Origin of the sequence: Agrococcus sp. KRD186 (genome assembly GCF_017168255.1) — a bacterium.
In the GTDB taxonomy this organism is placed as follows: Bacteria; Actinomycetota; Actinomycetes; order Actinomycetales; family Microbacteriaceae; genus Agrococcus.
Genome location: NZ_JABFAP010000001.1, coordinates 2,502,469 through 2,516,557, shown reverse-complemented (window position 1 = coordinate 2,516,557; position 14,089 = coordinate 2,502,469). Strand labels below are relative to the sequence as shown.

Genomic DNA, 14,089 nt, shown 5'->3' with positions numbered 1-14,089 from the left:
GGGCACCTATCTTGCCCGCATGCTCCGACGCCGATCCCCTTCCTCCGCTCTCGCCTTTGCCGCCCTCACCGGCATCGGCCTGCTCGCCGGCTGCGTGGCACTGCCGCCTGCGGTGCCGCCAGTCGAGCCGCCCACCCAGTCACCCACCGTGCCGCCGACCCAATCACCTGCCGTGCCATCTGCCGGACCGCCGGCCGGGTCGGCTGCCGAGCCGACGCATCCGCCGTCGTCCGAGGCGCTCGATGACGAGGCCTGGGCGGTGCTGGAGCCACGGGCGTTCGGCGCCTACGACATCTATCTCGAGCTGGTCGCGGGGCTGACGGGCGACGCTGCGATCGACCGCGCGCTGCTCGAGCAGGCAGCGACGCCCGAGCAGGTGACGTGGGAGCTCGATCAGCGGCAGCAGATCGCTGAGACGGGCGGTCGCGTCGAGGGCCGACCGCGCGTCGAGTCGTTCGCGATGCTGCGCGACCTCGATGCGATGGTCGCGCACGTCTGCCACGACGTCAGCGACCTGCGGCTCGTGCTCGCCGAGACCGGCGAGGTCGTCGCCGATGGCGCGCACATGCGCGAGCTGCTCGTCGGCTTCGCGATGGCCGAGGACGGGCGCATGCTCGTCTCGGAGGTGCGGCAGGTCGCCGAGGGCGAGCGCACCTGCCCCTGAAACGCCGAAGCGGGGCCGCCCCGGTGATGGGGCGGCCCCGCGCGTGCGGCACGCATCACGCCAGCAGCTGGCGTGCGAGGGCGTCGAGGTTGCGCTGCTCGCGCGCTTCGAGGGCGTCCTCGTAGGCGCGGGATTCGCGGTTCCGCTGCTCATCGGCGTCGGCCCCGAGGGCCCAGCGGGCGAGCAGCTGCGATGCGCTCAGCGCTGCTCTGCGCGATGCAGGCAGCTGGTGGGTCGAATATGACATGAGTGTTCTGCTTTCTGGCACGGCGATATCGCCCCTCCAATGGGCAGCGAATATCGCACAATGAATTGCGAAGGAATGACGCAACGAATAGCACCGTGCATTCGAGCGGATGCGCGAATGGCGCTGGTGCAGATGCGCGAATGGCGACGGATGTGTCAACGACCGACCGAGAGGTCGGCGCGGCACGTGTCGCCCGTGGGCGATCAGTGATGAAGCGAGACGCAGGGGTAGCAAGCCTGCTGTGGCCTGGCAGAAGCGGTGCCGGTGAGGCGCCGTCTTCGTTCAGCCGCTGCGTCCTCCGCTAGGAGACCCCGCCCGGAAGAAGGGCTCCAGCGGTCAGGATGATCGTGTCAAACATCGCGAGCTCCTCCTTTCTCGTGGGCGTAGAAGTTCACAATGACGAAGGTATAACGACGGCACGGCGAATTGCAAGCCCATTCACAAACTTTCTCGAACTTTCTTTGCCGCCGTGAATGGTGTCCCCCAAAGGCTGTGGTTCTGCTCGCCTGTGGATAGTGCCGGTGCGCATCCGGCCCGGTCGCGTAACCTGCCCGCATGCTCGCTCGGCTCACGTCAGGTATCGCGCTCGCCTCGATCGCGGCGCTGGTGCTCGTCGGCTGCACGCCGCCCGAGCCGAGCGATGACGAGGTACTCGCTGAAGCGCGGGAGTCGTTTGACAGTTTTTACCAAACGGTGGACGAGCAGATGGCGGCGGGGTCCGCGAGTGCAACCGACTTCGAGGAGTACGCAACGCGCGAGCTCGCAGCGCAGTGGGCACAAGATGTGCAGGCGGTTATCGATGACGGAACGACCAGCCGCGGCGTCCTGGAGGTAGTAGACCTCGCACTCGTCGACCGGTCCGACGACCGGATCTCAACGCATCTTTGCACCGATGGTCGCAACATCACGACTACGCACCCAGACGGTTCGATGCAGGAGCCCAGCGGCCTGGTGGCCTGGTCTGCGACGTTCGTGCCGCGCGACGATAGTTCAAGGTTGCTGCTGGCATCGCTCGATCCGATCCAGGACCAAGCGATATGCGAGTAGCAGTCGCACTCGCCCTGGTTGCTCTCGTTTCAGCCCTCGCGCCGATCCCCATGAACAGTGACGCCTCATGTTCTCCGATCGAGATCGCGATGGGGACGTGCGTTCTCGACCCGGAAACGGGCGAACTCGTCGTTGGCGGCGTGATCGCCTACCCGGCACCGCCAGTCGACGAAGACGGGGGCGGTAACTCTGGCGGCTACGCCGGCCCGGCACCGGGCGGCTCAGATCCCAACCTCTACGACCCGTGCCCGACGTGGCGAGACCCGACGGCGTGTGCCCGCTACTACGACACTCCGCCGATCGTCGGCGAGGCCGATCCCGCTCCTCCCGACCCCGTCGCCGCAGACCCGGTTCGAGCGGTCACGATGGCCGACATCGCGCGGTTCACCCCGCTCGTCGGTGAGCTGGTCGTCGAGCCCGAAGGCTGGGGCGTCGTGGGCACGCCGACGAACTTCTACGCGACCGCCGAGACGCACACGATGGACGGCGAGCTGTTCGACACCCCGATCCAGGTGCGCTGGACGCCCAGCTCCTACCGCTTCGACTACGGCGACGGCGCCGTCGAGGAGACCGAGGCAGCCGGCTCCGCGTGGCGTGGCGCCGAAGAGTCGTGGACGGAGACGGCCACGAGCCACACGTACTCGACTCGGGACGACGTGACCGCATCCGTCACCGTCATCTTCACCGCGGAGGTCGATGCCGGTAGCGGCTGGTTCGCGGTTCCCGGCACCCTGCCCGTCGACGCGCCGGCCGCCAGCGTGAAGGTGTTCGAGGTCGACACCGTGCTGACCGACGGCGACTGCCTGGCCAATCCGTCGGCCGCGGGCTGCGGCTGATCGCGCTCGGCGACGGCCGGCGCCAGCAGCGACAGCGGTCAGCGCGTGGGGTCGTCCGCCGCGTCATCGGGCGGGGGAGATCCGCCCACGCCGGCCGGGTCGTAGAGTCGCCGCATGCACTCGACACTCGGCTGGGGCATCCTCGGCGCCGGCCGCATCGCCCACATGTTCGCGCGCGACCTCGCCACCGGCGGCCACCGCATCGCCGCGGTCGGCAGCCGTGACGCGGCCCGCGCCAGCGCCTTCGCGACCGAGCACCGCATCCGCAACGTACACACCGGCTATGAGGCGCTCGTCGCCGATCCCGACGTCGACATCGTCTACGTCGCCACCCCGCACTCGCACCACCTCGAGCACGCGCTGCTGGCGATCGAGGCGGGCAAGCACCTGCTGATCGAGAAGGCATTCACGACCACCGGCGACGACGCGCAGACGCTCGTCGATGCCGCCCGCGCGAAGGGCGTGTTCGTGATGGAGGCGATGTGGACGCGCTTCCTGCCGACCATGCTCGCGGTGCGCGAGCGCATCTCCGCCGGCGATCTCGGCGACGTGATCAGCGTGACGGCCGACCACTCGCAGATGCTCGACCTCTCCCCCGGCAGCCGCCTCATCGAGCCCTCGCTCGGCGGCGGTGCGCTGCTCGACCTCGGCGTCTACTGCGTCTCGCTCGCACACGACCTGCTCGGGCCGGTCACGCGCATCCAGGCGGCGGGCGTCGTCGACGGCGCAGGTGTCGACCACCGGGGCGCCGCCATCCTCGAGCATGAAGGCGGGCGGATGTCGTCCCTCACGTTCTCGATGGAGACGCTCGGCTCCAACCGCGCCACCATCGCGGGCACCCGCGGCGTCATCGAGCTCGACCCGTCGTTCTACTCGTGGACCGCGTACTCGCGACGCAGCGCATCCGATCACACTGGCGTCGCGGAGTCGTTCGAGCCCGAGCTGAGCGGACGCGGCATGCAGTTCCAGGCAGCGGAGGTCGAGCGCTGCGTGGCTGCCGGGCTGCTCGAGAGCCCGCTGATGTCGCTCGACGAGACCGTCGCCATCATGCGGGTGATGGACGAGATCGCCGCGCAGCTGCGCGCTGCCTGAGACCAATCTCGTCGAATCGCTTGCGGCGGTGCCGCCTGACGCTTACTATCTCGCTTATCGATATACCGATGAACGATAGGGGTTGTCATGAGCAAGGTTGACTTCGGCCGCACCACCGGCCGCTTCCTCGGCCGCGGCGGCCTCATCGCCGTCATCGCCGTCACCGTCTTCGCGATGGCCTGGACGCTCGTGATCGCGCTGCTGCACATCCAGTACTCGATCATGGTGAGCGCCTCCTACGAGGTGGGCGTCGCGCTGCCGCTCGACGTGCGGCCCGACATCGCGGGCGCCGCCGAGATCCAATACTCGATGGCGACCGTGGTGCCGCTCGACGCGGACCCGACCGCCGTGCTGCTCGAGTCGATCGGTGTCGGTTCGCGCTACGCCGTCGGCATGCTGGCGGGGCTCGTGCTCATCTGGCTGGCCGTGCAGCTGCTGCGCAAGCGCAGCTTCGGCATCGGCACGGCGGTGCTGCTGGGCGTGCTCTCGGTCAGCATGCTCGCGGTCGCGATCGGCGCACCGCAGCTCGAGGCGCAGGCCGGCATGATCGCCATCGAAGCTGCGGGGGTGCCGACCGAGCCGTCGACGCCGGTCTACGGCGAGTCGGACGAGAGCTGGGTGATCCCGCAGCCGCCGCACTGGCAGAACATCGAGTTCTCGCTGCTCGCGCTCGGCGTCGTGACCGGCTTCAGCGCGCTGCTGCTCGGCCGCGCGTCCCGCCTGCAGGACGACACCACGGGGCTCATCTGATGGCGCGGAAGGTCGAGCAGTCGACCGGGGTGCACTGCCGGCTCGACGAGCTGCTGGAGGAGCGCGGCATGACCCTCACCGAGCTCAGCCGCACCGTCGACATCACCTTCGCGAACCTGTCGGCGCTGAAGAACGACCGCGGGCGCGCGATTCGCTTCTCGACGTTGACCGCCATCTGCAAGGCGCTCGACTGCGAGATCGGCGAGCTGCTGGTGCTGGCGGAGTAGCCCGCTTCGGCTGGCGCTGGCTTGCGACGGCTCGCGGTCGCTCGCGCCAGCGCAGATCAGCTCGCGGCGGCCTCGCGCGCGGCGATGCGCGCCTGCACCTCGGGCCGGCGCAGCGGCGGCACCGTCTTCGGCGGCTGCTTACGATCGGGCAGGTCATCGAGCAGGTGCTGCGTGATATGCGCGATCTCAGCGACCGCGCGATCGAAGGCTTCGCGGGTGCGTTCGGTCGGATGTGTGATGCCGGTCACCTTGCGGAGGTACTGGATGGCGGCGGCCTCGACCTCGTCGTCGTTGGCGGCCGGCTCCAGGCCGCGGAGGATGGTGATGTTCCTGCACATAGCAATCACGGTAGGCCCGGGCGGAGGCGCACGCCAGAGCTGCTCTGCGGATGGGACACAGGCTCGATAGCCGCTTGGAACTCGCACCTGGCAGGTTATCCACAGGCGGCGGCACTGCAGGGATGCATGTGGGTGGGTGCACATAGGCTGTTCTCGAACAGACATTCGAGCAGCACATGGAGTCGATGATGACGAGGACCGAGCAAGCCGCAGCCGCGGTGGCAGCGGCGCGCTCGATGTTCGCCGATGCTTCTGCGCTCTCGACCGCCACGCACCAGGAGGTCACAGACCTGCTCACGCAGACGGCCGAGCTGGCGCGCATCGTGCAGGCTCAGCAGGTGCGGCTCGCGCACGAGGTCGCCAAGCGCTCCGAGGGCTCGGCCGACGAGGCGATGTGCCGCAAGCTCGGCAAGCCGAGCGCGAAGGGCGCCATCGCGTCTGCGTTCGGCATGCGCGCGCGGGATGCGGCGGCGCTGCTGTCGATGGCGCGCGCCACGACTGCGGGCGTGAGCCTCACCGGCGGCGACATCGCGGTGAAGTACCCGCGCGTGGCCGCCGCGCTGGATGACGGGTCGCTGTCGTTGGAGCAGGCCCGCGCGATCGTGAACACGCTGGAGCCGGCGGCACCGAGGGCCGATCTGGAGCAGCTGGCGTGGGCAGAGGGTGCGCTCGTGGACGCCGCCATCCAGCCAGACGGGCCGCTGGTGCCGGAGCTGCTGGTCGACCAGGCTCGCCTCTTCGTCGCCGTGATCGATCCTGACGGCGTGCTGCCCAACGCGGAGCGGGAGCGGGCGATGCGATCCGCGCGCCTCTGGCAGCGCACCGACGGGATGTGGCAGCTGGAGCTGGTGAGCCCGCCCGAGGAGGGCTCGGCGCTCAAGCTGCTGCTGGATGCGTACATGGGCCCGCGCGTGAAGGTCAGCTTCCGGGACGACCCGTGCAACGGCTGCGACCACGACGACCACGACAGCGACGCGGACGGCGATCGCGAGTTCGACGCCGATGCTGAAGACCACTGCCCGCACGCGGATGAGCTCCGCCCCGACGAGCCCTGCGGCTGCCAGCGAGATCCGAAGGGCCGACATGCGGCTGACGGCAGCAGCGTCGTCGATAGTCGAACACTCGAGCAGAAGCGGCACGACGTGGTGATGGGCATCTTCCATGCGCAAGCCGCGTCCGGTGGCGCTCCTCGTGCCGGCGGCGAGGCACCAAGGCTCGTGTTCACCGGCACGATCGACGCGTACGACGCGTACCTGCACGGCACCGAGCATCGTGACCGAGCGCTGAAGATCGAGCACACCGGCAGCATCGTGCCGATCGAGTCCGTCGACCGACTGCTGTGCGACGCGATCGTGCAGCGCGCCGTGGTCGACGAGCGCGGGCACGTGCTCGACCTCGGCCGCGAGCAGCGCCTCTTCACCAACATGCAGAAGCGGGCCCTCGCCGCCCACTACGGCGGCTGCGCCACCCCCGGCTGCGGCGCGCCCGTCAGCTGGACCGAGGCGCACCACGTGATCTGGTGGGAGCGCGACGGGAAGACCGACACTGCCAGCGGCGTGCTGCTCTGCAGCTTCTGCCACCACGAGGTCCACGCCGGCCGGCTGCTCGTCGTCGGCACTCCCGGCAACTGGCGGATCGTCCCGCAGCTGCGGCCCTCCGACCGCTACGCCCGCACCTCCCGCACCTCAGGCACCTCGGGCTCAAGCATCACGGCAGCGCACACCGCGGCCGCACCGCTCGCGATGAAGCTTCCCGATACCGATACCTCGCCTGCGGCAACGCTCGCCGACCCGGACCCGCAGCACCCGTCGCGTGATGTCGAGCTGCCCGGCACACCGACGGTGCCCACCGTGCGGCAGCCGCGCCGTTCGGCACCGATCGAAGCGCGCGTGCGGCGCCGCCTGACCGCCCTGCGCCGGTCACCTCGTCGGTGCCCGGTCGACCTCTGGCCACCGGCGCGCATCGTGATGCGCACCTGAGCATGCCGGTCGGCCAACTGTCGGCCGCGCGGGCGCGGTTGCGCACGCCGGTCACTGATCTGCCAGTCGCACGCATGCCGTCGCGGTCGACGGTCAGGACTCCTTCGTGATCTCCACCGAGACGAACAGCTGGCTCTTCGCGGCGCCCGCGTAGACGCCGCGCAGCGGCGGCACGTCGTTGTAGTCGCGGCCGAGGCCCACCTTCACGTGGCGCTCACCGATGTCGATCAGGTTCGTCGGATCCCACGCGTTCCACTCGCCCGTGAACCACTCCACCCAGGCGTGCGACTCCCCGCGGATCGTCTCGCCGATCTGCGCGTCGGGCTTCGGGTGCAGGTAGCCGGAGACGTAGCGCGCCGGGATCCCGACCGCCCGCAGCGCGCCGATCGTGATGTGCGCGATGTCCTGGCAGACACCCTTGCGGCTCGGCCAGGCCTCGGAGGCGAGCGTGTGGACGTGCGTGACGCCCGACATGTACTCCATCTCCTCGCCGACCATGCGGGCGATGGCCGCGGCGGCGGTGCCCGGCGTCTCCGACGCATCCTTGATCTCCTGCGCCGCACGGACGAGATCGGCGGTCGGGCGGGTGCGCACCGTCTGGCCGAGCTGCTCGACGTACTGCGTCGCGCGCTGCGACACCTTCTCGAGCTGCTCCCACGACAGATCGCGGCCGCCGGTGAGCTTCGGCCGCACCTCGACGAGGCTCGTCGCCGTCAGCTGCAGCTCGGTGTGCGGGGCGAGCACGTCGAACGAGACGACCGTCGTGCCCCAGTAGTCCTCGTAGGTGTTCACCGAGGTGTTGGGGCGGATGTCGAGGTTCGAGTAGATGACGAACTGGCCGTCGCTCGTCGACGGCAGCATGCGCGACTCGTTGTAGCTCGCGACCGCCGGCTGCTCGTAGCGGTAGCCGGTGGTGTGACGGATGCGGATGCGGCTCACGATGCCTCCCTCGTCCAGGCCGGCATGTTGTGGGTCGGGAAGTAGCGCTCCCGCACCGCGTTCGAGACGGCGGTGGTGGTGGTCTGCACCTTGTCCATCACGACCGGCAGGTCGTCGATGATCTCCTGGATGGGGCGGAACTCGAGCTCCGCGCGGATCTGCCCGAGCATCCGCTCTGCAGCCCCGATGTAGCCGACCCGCTCGCGCCGGGGCTCGATGTCCTCCAGGCACTGCTCCGCGCCCCGCACCGAGAACAGGATCGATCTCGGAAACAGCCGGTCGAGAAGCAGGAACTCGGCCGCGTTCGTGCTCGAGGGCACCCCGCGATAGGTGCGCAGGTACGCCTCGTAGGCGCCCACCGAGCGCAGGATGGTCGTCCACGACGGGCCCGACGCCTCCGTCAGCGCCCTGGTGGCGAGCAGCCTCGCGACCATGTCGGCGCGCTCGATGTAGCGGCCGAGCGTGAAGAAGCTCCAGGCGTCATCACGGCTCGAGGTGGCGTCGGCCATGCCGCTCGCGAGCGCCATCCGCTCGCGCACCCAGCCGAACATCTGGTGCACCTGCTCGTTGTTCACGCGCCGCGGCATGCTCGCGTAGGTGGCGTTCAGCACCTCCCACAGCTCGGTCGAGATGGTCTCGCGCGCACGCCGGGCGTTCTCGCGCGCCGCGTTGACCGAGTAGGCGATCGATGCCGTGTTCGCGCGGTCGATCGCGAGGATGTTGACGACATCGGTGCGCGTGAGGTTGCGCTCGGGCGGGGCGTCGTGCCCCATGACGCCGAGCATGGCGCGGCAGGCGGTGTCCTCGTCGACCGCGACATCCTCGAGCAGCAGCTGCAGGTAGACGTCGAGGATGCGGGCGGTGCCGTCGGCGCGCTCGATGTAGCGGCCGATCCAGAACAGGCTCTCGGCGATGCGGCTGAGCATCATGCTGCGCCCTCCTTCGACTCGCTGGCTGGTCGAGCTGCGCGCGAGTCAGGCGCATCGCGGCCCTGCTGCTGCTCCTCGGCCTGCCCGTTGCGGCGCGGGGCGTCCTGCGGCGACTGGTCCTGCGGATGCTCGTGGCCCGTGATCACGGAGATGGGCCTGGTCATCGGCTCACCCGAGGCGCCGAACTCGGCGTCGTGATCGATCACCGGGATCTGCTCGCGGGCACCGGCGATCACCCAGGTGTCCTTCGAGCCGCCGCCCTGCGAGGAGTTGACGACCAGCTGCCCCTCCGGCAGCGCGACGCGGGTCAGCCCGCCCGGCAGCACCCAGACATCCTTCCCGTCGTTGACCGCGAAGGGTCGCAGGTCGACGTGGCGGGGGCGCACGCCATCCTCCACGAGCGTCGGGATGGTGCTCAGCTGCACGACGGGCTGCGCGATCCAGCCGCGCGGGTCGGCGAGCAGCCGCTCCTTGAGCGCCTCGAGCTCCTCCGGTGTCGCGTCGGGCCCGACCACGAGCCCCTTGCCGCCCGAGCCGTCGACGGGCTTCACGACCAGCTCGTGCAGCCGGTCGATGACCTCTTCCAGCGCGCCCGGATCCTCGAGGCGCCAGGTGTCGACGTTCTTGAGGATGGGCTCCTCGCTCAAGTAGTAGCGGATGAGCTCTGGCACGTAGGTGTAGACGAGCTTGTCGTCGGCGATGCCGTTGCCGACCGCGTTCGCGATCGTCACGTTGCCGAGCCGCGCGGCGAGCATGAGGCCGGGGCTGCCGAGCATCGAGTCGCCGCGGAACTGCAGCGGGTCGAGGTAGTCGTCGTCGACGCGGCGGTAGATCACGTCGACGCGCGACGGCCCCTCGGTGGTGCGCATGTAGACGCGGCCGCCGGAGGTGAACAGGTCGCGGCCCTCGACCAGCTCGACGCCCATCAGGCGCGCGAGCAGCGTGTGCTCGAAGTAGGCCGAGTTGTAGACGCCGGGGGTGAGCACCACGACGCGCGGGTCGTCGACACCGGCGGGCGCCGCGGCGCGCAGCGCCTGCAGCAGCTTGTCGCAGTAGTCGCCGACCGGGCGCACCCGCATCGACGAGAACATCTCGGGCAGCGTCTGCGCGATCACGCGCCGGTTCGACATCACGTACGAGACGCCGGAGGGCACCCGCACGTTGTCCTCCAGCACCCGCCACTCGCCGTCCTGATCGCGGATCAGGTCGATGCCCGAGACGTGGATGCGCACGCCGTTCGCGCCCACCACACCCGCCGCCTGGCGGTGGAAGTGGATGGATGTGCTGATCAGCTTGGCGGGGATGATGCCGTCCTCGACGGCGCGCTGCGGGCCGTACATGTCGGCCAGGAACGCCTCCAGCGCGCGCACCCGCTGCTGCACGCCGGCCTCGACGTGCTTCCAGTCGGCCGCGGTGATGATGCGCGGGATGGCGTCGAGCGGGAACGGCCGTTCCTCCCCCGCGAAGTCGAAGGTGACGCCCTGCGCGAGGTACGAGGAGGCGAGCGCATCGGCGCGCTCCCGCAGCTCGTCCTTCGTCAGCTCGGAGAGCGCGGAGTGCAGCGGCGTGTACGAGCTGCGCGGCTCACCCGAGTCCTCGAACATCTCATCCCACGCCTTGCCCTCGCGCTTCCGAGGATTCGCGAAGGGCTTGTCGTAGTCGTCGAACAGATCGCCCATGGGGGCGAGCCTAGTGTCATGCGCCTGGTGCCCCGTCGAGCGGACGACGACTCAGGCAGCGGATGCGCCACCCATGCGGGTGCGCGCCGTCCGGTTGCGCGCGGTGACCGGAATCACGCCGAGCGCCTTCGCGACCTTCGGCCACGACCCGGCCTGACGCATCCGTCGCCGGGCGCCGCGTCAGCGCTGTCGACGGCTAGCGTTGGCGCATGCCGACGCCCAGCCCAGCGCCGTTCACCGACTCAGCGCGGCTCGCGCGCGCCGAGTCGCTCATCGCCCTGACTCCCGACTTCCCGCAACCCGGCATCCTCTTTCGCGACATCGGGCCGATGCTGACCGACGCGGATGCGCTGGCGGCCGTCACGCAGGCGCTGGCCGCGCCGTTCGAGGGCGGCTTCGACCTCGTCGCGGGCGTCGAGGCGCGCGGGTTCCTGCTCGCCGGTACGGTGGCTGCGACGACGCGGACCGGACTGCTGCCCATCCGCAAGGCCGGCAAGACGCCGCGGCCCTCCGCATCCGTCGACTACGCCCTCGAGTACGGCATCGCGACGATCGAGGCGGCGGGCGACCTGACCGGCAGTCGCGTGCTGCTCGTCGACGACGTGCTCGCCACCGGCGGCACGCTGCGCGCGGCCATCTCGCTCGTCGAGCAGCTCGGCGGCACGGTCGCGGGCGTCGCCGTGGTGCTCGAGCTCACCGAGCTCGGCGGCCGCGCGGCGGTGCCGTCGACGCACGCGGTGTTCGCGACGTAGCTGCCGCCGCGCCCACAGCGCACCATGCGGTTGCTCGGCGTCGCCTCGCTCGAGGAACTGGCCCGCACCGCGTCACGCAGCTCGACCGGCTCTCACCCCGCCGGCAGCGCGTGCCCGACGGGGTGCTGACCGGGCGGATGCGCGTCCGCCTGCTGCGGGAAGCCGCGGCGCTCGCCCGCGACGATGTCGGCGACGTGGCTGCGGAAGCCCGGGCAGGTGGCGATGTCGTGCGCCCGGCACTCGAGCGCGTGCAGCGCCATCGCCCGTGAGCGCTCGAGCGCCGCGATGCGCTCGTCGATGTCGGCCAGGTGCGCGTCGAGGATGCGATGGCGGTCGGCATTCTCACCGCCGAGCATCGCGCCGATCTGGTCGAGCCGCATGCCCGCCGCCTTGCTCGCGATGATCGTCGCCACCCGGTAGGCGTCCGGCTCGCGGTAGCGGCGCCGCCCGCCCGCGTCCCGCTCCGGCGCGAGCAGCCCCTCCGACTCCCAGTGCCGCAGCACATGCGTCTCCAGCCCGAAGCGCTCGGCCAGCTCGCCGATGGTCCAGACGACCTCCTTCGCCGCAGCGCTTGACTTCATGTCGACATGAAGTCACACCATGGGCACATCACGCAAGCCCTAGCCCGGCCGGAAGACCGGAGCAGCACCACCAGGAGGACTCATGGACACCCAGGACGTCATCGTCATCGGCGGCGGCCCCGCAGGCCTGCAGGCCGCGCTTACCCTCGGCCGCATGCGCCGTCGCGTGACGCTCATCGACGGCGGCAGCTACCGCAACGACCCCGCCCACGCGATGCAGAACCTCATCGGCCACGACGGGAAGCCGCCCGCGCAGCTGCGCGAAGCCGCGCGCGCCGAGCTCGCCCACTACGCCACCGTGACGGTGCTCGACCGCGCCGTCGCGCACGTGGCGGCGACCGGCAGCACCGGTGACCGGGCGGATGCGTTCAGCGTCGCGCTCGAGGACGGCGGCGGGTCAAGGGGCGGCCAGACGCTCACCGCCCGTCGGATCCTGCTCGCCACCGGCGCCGCCGACACGCTGCCCGCGATCCCGGGCTTGGCCGAGCGCTTCGGCGACCGCGTCGCGCACTGCCCCTACTGCCACGGCTTCGAGCTCGCCGACGGCCCGATCGCCATCCTCGGCTCGGGCGCGCACGCGACGATGATGGCCGCGCTCATCGGCCGGCTCGCGACCCGCGTGGTCGTGCTGCTCGACGGCGCCGAGCCTGACCTCGCCACGCTCGAGCACCTGACGCGCATGGGCGCCGACGTCGTGCCGCAGCGCGTGCTGGCGGTGCGCGACGACGCGGCGGGGATCGCCGTCGAGCTCGAGGGGGCGGATGCGGTGCCGCTGTCGGGCATGTTCGTCGCCCCCGCGTGGTCTCCGGCCTCGCCGCTGGCAGAGCAGCTCGGCCTCGACCGCTCCGAGGCAGGCGCGATCCTCGTCGACGGCTTCGGCCGCACGAGCCTCGCCGGCGTCTCAGCGGCCGGCGACATCGCGCAGGCACCGGGCATGCCGGGCCCGCTCTCCGCGGTGGCGGCGGCGATCGCGTCCGGGCAGCTGGCCGCCGCCACCCTCGACCGCGAGCTCGCGATGAGCGACGCTGGCCTGCCGATGCCGATGTGACCGCAGCGCGACCTCTGCAGGATGGTGTTGAGGCGGATGCCGGCGCCCGGCGGGAATGCCGGCACGCCCGACGGGTTGCACCAAGGACACATCTCTTCAAATCTAAAGGAGTGAGAACGATGGCACGGTTCGATGGCAAGGTTGCACTGGTCACGGGCGGCGGCTCGGGCATCGGCGAGGCGATCGCGAAGCGCCTGGCATCCGAGGGCGCGAAGGTCGTCATCACCGACATCAAGCTCGACGCCGCGCAGCGCGTGGTCGACGAGATCGGCGCTGCAGGCGGCACGGCCTCCTCGATCGAGGCGGACTCGTCCAAGCCCGCAGACGCCAAGAAGGTCGTCGACTTCGCCAAGGAGACCTACGGTGCCCTGCACTACGCGGTGAACAACGCCGGCATGGGCGGCGCCCCGCACCGCACGGCCGACGTCCCCGTGGAGGAGTGGGACGCGGTCGTCGCGCTCAACCTCAACGGCGTCATGTACGGCATGCGCGAGCAGATCACCGCCATGCTCGACGCCCCCAAGGAGTCGGCGATCGTCAACATCGCGTCGATCCACGGCATGGTCGCGGCGCCGAACAACAGCGCCTACACCGCCACCAAGCACGGCGTGGTGGGCCTGACGAAGAACGCCGCGGTCGAGTACGGCCCCGAGGGCCTGCGCATCAACGCGCTCGGCCCGGGCTACATCCTCACGCCGCTGCTCGAGGCGAACCTCGACCAGGAGGCGCGCGACGCCATGGCCGCCAAGCAGGCGCTGGGCCGCCTGGGCGAGCCCGACGAGGTCGCTGCGGTCGTCGCGTTCCTGCTCTCGGACGACGCCTCGTTCGTCACCGGCAGCTACCTGATCGCCGACGGCGGCTACACGGCCGTCTGACGCATCTGCTCCCGGGCCCGTCGCGCATCGCCGCGGCGGGCCCGCTGCATGCCGCGACGCACCGCTTCTGCGGCCGCGATGCGCGCCCGTCGATGCCGCTGGGAGG

At 70.5% G+C, this 14,089-nt stretch carries 16 protein-coding genes; 10 read left to right on the top strand and 6 right to left on the bottom strand.

What is annotated here, in order from left to right:
* Positions 1-19 precede the first annotated feature (19 nt).
* Positions 20-664, top strand: a complete 645-nt coding sequence (locus tag J1M46_RS12370) for a hypothetical protein (RefSeq protein ID WP_206448076.1) — start codon at positions 20-22, stop codon at positions 662-664.
* Positions 665-719: 55 nt separating this feature from the next.
* Here J1M46_RS12370 and J1M46_RS12365 read toward each other — a convergent pair whose 3' ends face one another.
* The gene (locus J1M46_RS12365) at positions 720-911 is read right to left on the bottom strand and encodes a hypothetical protein (protein WP_206448075.1); all 192 of its coding nucleotides are present in this window, start codon (positions 909-911) and stop codon (positions 720-722) included.
* A 555-nt stretch (positions 912-1,466) separates the two neighbouring features.
* On the opposite strand from J1M46_RS12365, the gene J1M46_RS12360 reads away from it, so the two are divergent.
* The 5 genes from J1M46_RS12360 to J1M46_RS12340 all read left to right on the top strand — a co-directional run bounded on the left by J1M46_RS12360 (position 1,467) and on the right by J1M46_RS12340 (position 4,863).
* Positions 1,467-1,958, top strand: coding sequence for a hypothetical protein (locus tag J1M46_RS12360; RefSeq protein WP_206448074.1), 492 nt, complete (start codon positions 1,467-1,469; stop codon positions 1,956-1,958).
* Between the two features lie 50 nt (positions 1,959-2,008).
* Positions 2,009-2,794 carry a hypothetical protein gene (locus J1M46_RS12355; RefSeq protein WP_206448073.1) on the top strand — a complete coding sequence of 262 codons (786 nt, stop codon included), beginning with the start codon at positions 2,009-2,011 and terminating at the stop codon, positions 2,792-2,794.
* Between the two features lie 114 nt (positions 2,795-2,908).
* Positions 2,909-3,886 carry a Gfo/Idh/MocA family protein gene (locus J1M46_RS12350; protein WP_206448072.1) on the top strand — a complete coding sequence of 326 codons (978 nt, stop codon included), beginning with the start codon at positions 2,909-2,911 and terminating at the stop codon, positions 3,884-3,886.
* A gap of 87 nt (positions 3,887-3,973) precedes the next feature.
* The gene (locus J1M46_RS12345; RefSeq protein ID WP_206448071.1) at positions 3,974-4,636 is read left to right on the top strand and encodes a hypothetical protein; all 663 of its coding nucleotides are present in this window, start codon (positions 3,974-3,976) and stop codon (positions 4,634-4,636) included.
* The gene (locus J1M46_RS12340; RefSeq protein ID WP_206448070.1) at positions 4,636-4,863 is read left to right on the top strand and encodes a helix-turn-helix domain-containing protein; all 228 of its coding nucleotides are present in this window, start codon (positions 4,636-4,638) and stop codon (positions 4,861-4,863) included. The genes J1M46_RS12345 and J1M46_RS12340 overlap by 1 nt, the downstream gene beginning before the upstream one ends.
* A gap of 56 nt (positions 4,864-4,919) precedes the next feature.
* Here J1M46_RS12340 and J1M46_RS12335 read toward each other — a convergent pair whose 3' ends face one another.
* Positions 4,920-5,201, bottom strand: coding sequence for a DUF2277 domain-containing protein (locus J1M46_RS12335; protein ID WP_206448069.1), 282 nt, complete (start codon positions 5,199-5,201; stop codon positions 4,920-4,922).
* A gap of 188 nt (positions 5,202-5,389) precedes the next feature.
* On the opposite strand from J1M46_RS12335, the gene J1M46_RS12330 reads away from it, so the two are divergent.
* Positions 5,390-7,180: an HNH endonuclease signature motif containing protein gene (locus J1M46_RS12330; protein WP_206448068.1), complete on the top strand. Its 1,791-nt coding sequence runs from the start codon at positions 5,390-5,392 to the stop codon at positions 7,178-7,180.
* Between the two features lie 93 nt (positions 7,181-7,273).
* Here the strand turns inward: J1M46_RS12330 and J1M46_RS12325 are convergent, their stop codons facing one another.
* The 3 genes from J1M46_RS12325 to J1M46_RS12315 are packed head-to-tail and all read right to left on the bottom strand — an operon-like array spanning position 7,274 to position 10,727.
* Positions 7,274-8,119, bottom strand: a complete 846-nt coding sequence (locus J1M46_RS12325) for a transglutaminase N-terminal domain-containing protein (protein ID WP_206448067.1) — start codon at positions 8,117-8,119, stop codon at positions 7,274-7,276.
* On the bottom strand, positions 8,116-9,045 hold the full coding sequence (locus J1M46_RS12320) for an alpha-E domain-containing protein (RefSeq protein ID WP_206448721.1): 930 nt from the start codon (positions 9,043-9,045) through the stop codon (positions 8,116-8,118). The genes J1M46_RS12325 and J1M46_RS12320 overlap by 4 nt, the downstream gene beginning before the upstream one ends.
* On the bottom strand, positions 9,045-10,727 hold the full coding sequence (locus J1M46_RS12315; protein ID WP_206448066.1) for a circularly permuted type 2 ATP-grasp protein: 1,683 nt from the start codon (positions 10,725-10,727) through the stop codon (positions 9,045-9,047). The genes J1M46_RS12320 and J1M46_RS12315 overlap by 1 nt, the downstream gene beginning before the upstream one ends.
* A gap of 209 nt (positions 10,728-10,936) precedes the next feature.
* Here J1M46_RS12315 and J1M46_RS12310 point away from each other — a divergent pair, with 209 nt between their 5' ends.
* Positions 10,937-11,479 carry an adenine phosphoribosyltransferase gene (locus tag J1M46_RS12310; protein ID WP_206448065.1) on the top strand — a complete coding sequence of 181 codons (543 nt, stop codon included), beginning with the start codon at positions 10,937-10,939 and terminating at the stop codon, positions 11,477-11,479.
* Between the two features lie 92 nt (positions 11,480-11,571).
* Here J1M46_RS12310 and J1M46_RS12305 read toward each other — a convergent pair whose 3' ends face one another.
* Positions 11,572-12,060, bottom strand: a complete 489-nt coding sequence (locus tag J1M46_RS12305; protein WP_206448064.1) for a MerR family transcriptional regulator — start codon at positions 12,058-12,060, stop codon at positions 11,572-11,574.
* A gap of 82 nt (positions 12,061-12,142) precedes the next feature.
* Here J1M46_RS12305 and J1M46_RS12300 point away from each other — a divergent pair, with 82 nt between their 5' ends.
* Both J1M46_RS12300 and J1M46_RS12295 read left to right on the top strand, forming a co-directional pair.
* Complete coding sequence (locus J1M46_RS12300; protein WP_206448063.1) at positions 12,143-13,108, top strand: NAD(P)/FAD-dependent oxidoreductase; 966 nt, start codon at positions 12,143-12,145, stop codon at positions 13,106-13,108.
* Between the two features lie 119 nt (positions 13,109-13,227).
* The gene (locus J1M46_RS12295) at positions 13,228-13,983 is read left to right on the top strand and encodes an SDR family NAD(P)-dependent oxidoreductase (protein ID WP_206448062.1); all 756 of its coding nucleotides are present in this window, start codon (positions 13,228-13,230) and stop codon (positions 13,981-13,983) included.
* Positions 13,984-14,089 lie beyond the last annotated feature (106 nt).

Excerpts from the sequence above, each read along its gene's own strand:
- J1M46_RS12370 (WP_206448076.1), top strand. The coding sequence starts at position 20 with ATGCTCCGACGCCGATCCCCTTCCTCCGCTCTCGCCTTTGCCGCCCTC.
- J1M46_RS12365 (WP_206448075.1), bottom strand. The coding sequence starts at position 911 with ATGTCATATTCGACCCACCAGCTGCCTGCATCGCGCAGAGCAGCGCTG.
- J1M46_RS12360 (WP_206448074.1), top strand. The coding sequence starts at position 1,467 with ATGCTCGCTCGGCTCACGTCAGGTATCGCGCTCGCCTCGATCGCGGCG.
- J1M46_RS12355 (WP_206448073.1), top strand. The coding sequence starts at position 2,009 with ATGAACAGTGACGCCTCATGTTCTCCGATCGAGATCGCGATGGGGACG.
- J1M46_RS12350 (WP_206448072.1), top strand. The coding sequence starts at position 2,909 with ATGCACTCGACACTCGGCTGGGGCATCCTCGGCGCCGGCCGCATCGCC.
- J1M46_RS12345 (WP_206448071.1), top strand. The coding sequence starts at position 3,974 with ATGAGCAAGGTTGACTTCGGCCGCACCACCGGCCGCTTCCTCGGCCGC.
- J1M46_RS12340 (WP_206448070.1), top strand. The coding sequence starts at position 4,636 with ATGGCGCGGAAGGTCGAGCAGTCGACCGGGGTGCACTGCCGGCTCGAC.
- J1M46_RS12335 (WP_206448069.1), bottom strand. The coding sequence starts at position 5,201 with ATGTGCAGGAACATCACCATCCTCCGCGGCCTGGAGCCGGCCGCCAAC.
- J1M46_RS12330 (WP_206448068.1), top strand. The coding sequence starts at position 5,390 with ATGACGAGGACCGAGCAAGCCGCAGCCGCGGTGGCAGCGGCGCGCTCG.
- J1M46_RS12320 (WP_206448721.1), bottom strand. The coding sequence starts at position 9,045 with ATGCTCAGCCGCATCGCCGAGAGCCTGTTCTGGATCGGCCGCTACATC.
- J1M46_RS12315 (WP_206448066.1), bottom strand. The coding sequence starts at position 10,727 with ATGGGCGATCTGTTCGACGACTACGACAAGCCCTTCGCGAATCCTCGG.
- J1M46_RS12310 (WP_206448065.1), top strand. The coding sequence starts at position 10,937 with ATGCCGACGCCCAGCCCAGCGCCGTTCACCGACTCAGCGCGGCTCGCG.
- J1M46_RS12305 (WP_206448064.1), bottom strand. The coding sequence starts at position 12,060 with ATGAAGTCAAGCGCTGCGGCGAAGGAGGTCGTCTGGACCATCGGCGAG.
- J1M46_RS12300 (WP_206448063.1), top strand. The coding sequence starts at position 12,143 with ATGGACACCCAGGACGTCATCGTCATCGGCGGCGGCCCCGCAGGCCTG.
- J1M46_RS12295 (WP_206448062.1), top strand. The coding sequence starts at position 13,228 with ATGGCACGGTTCGATGGCAAGGTTGCACTGGTCACGGGCGGCGGCTCG.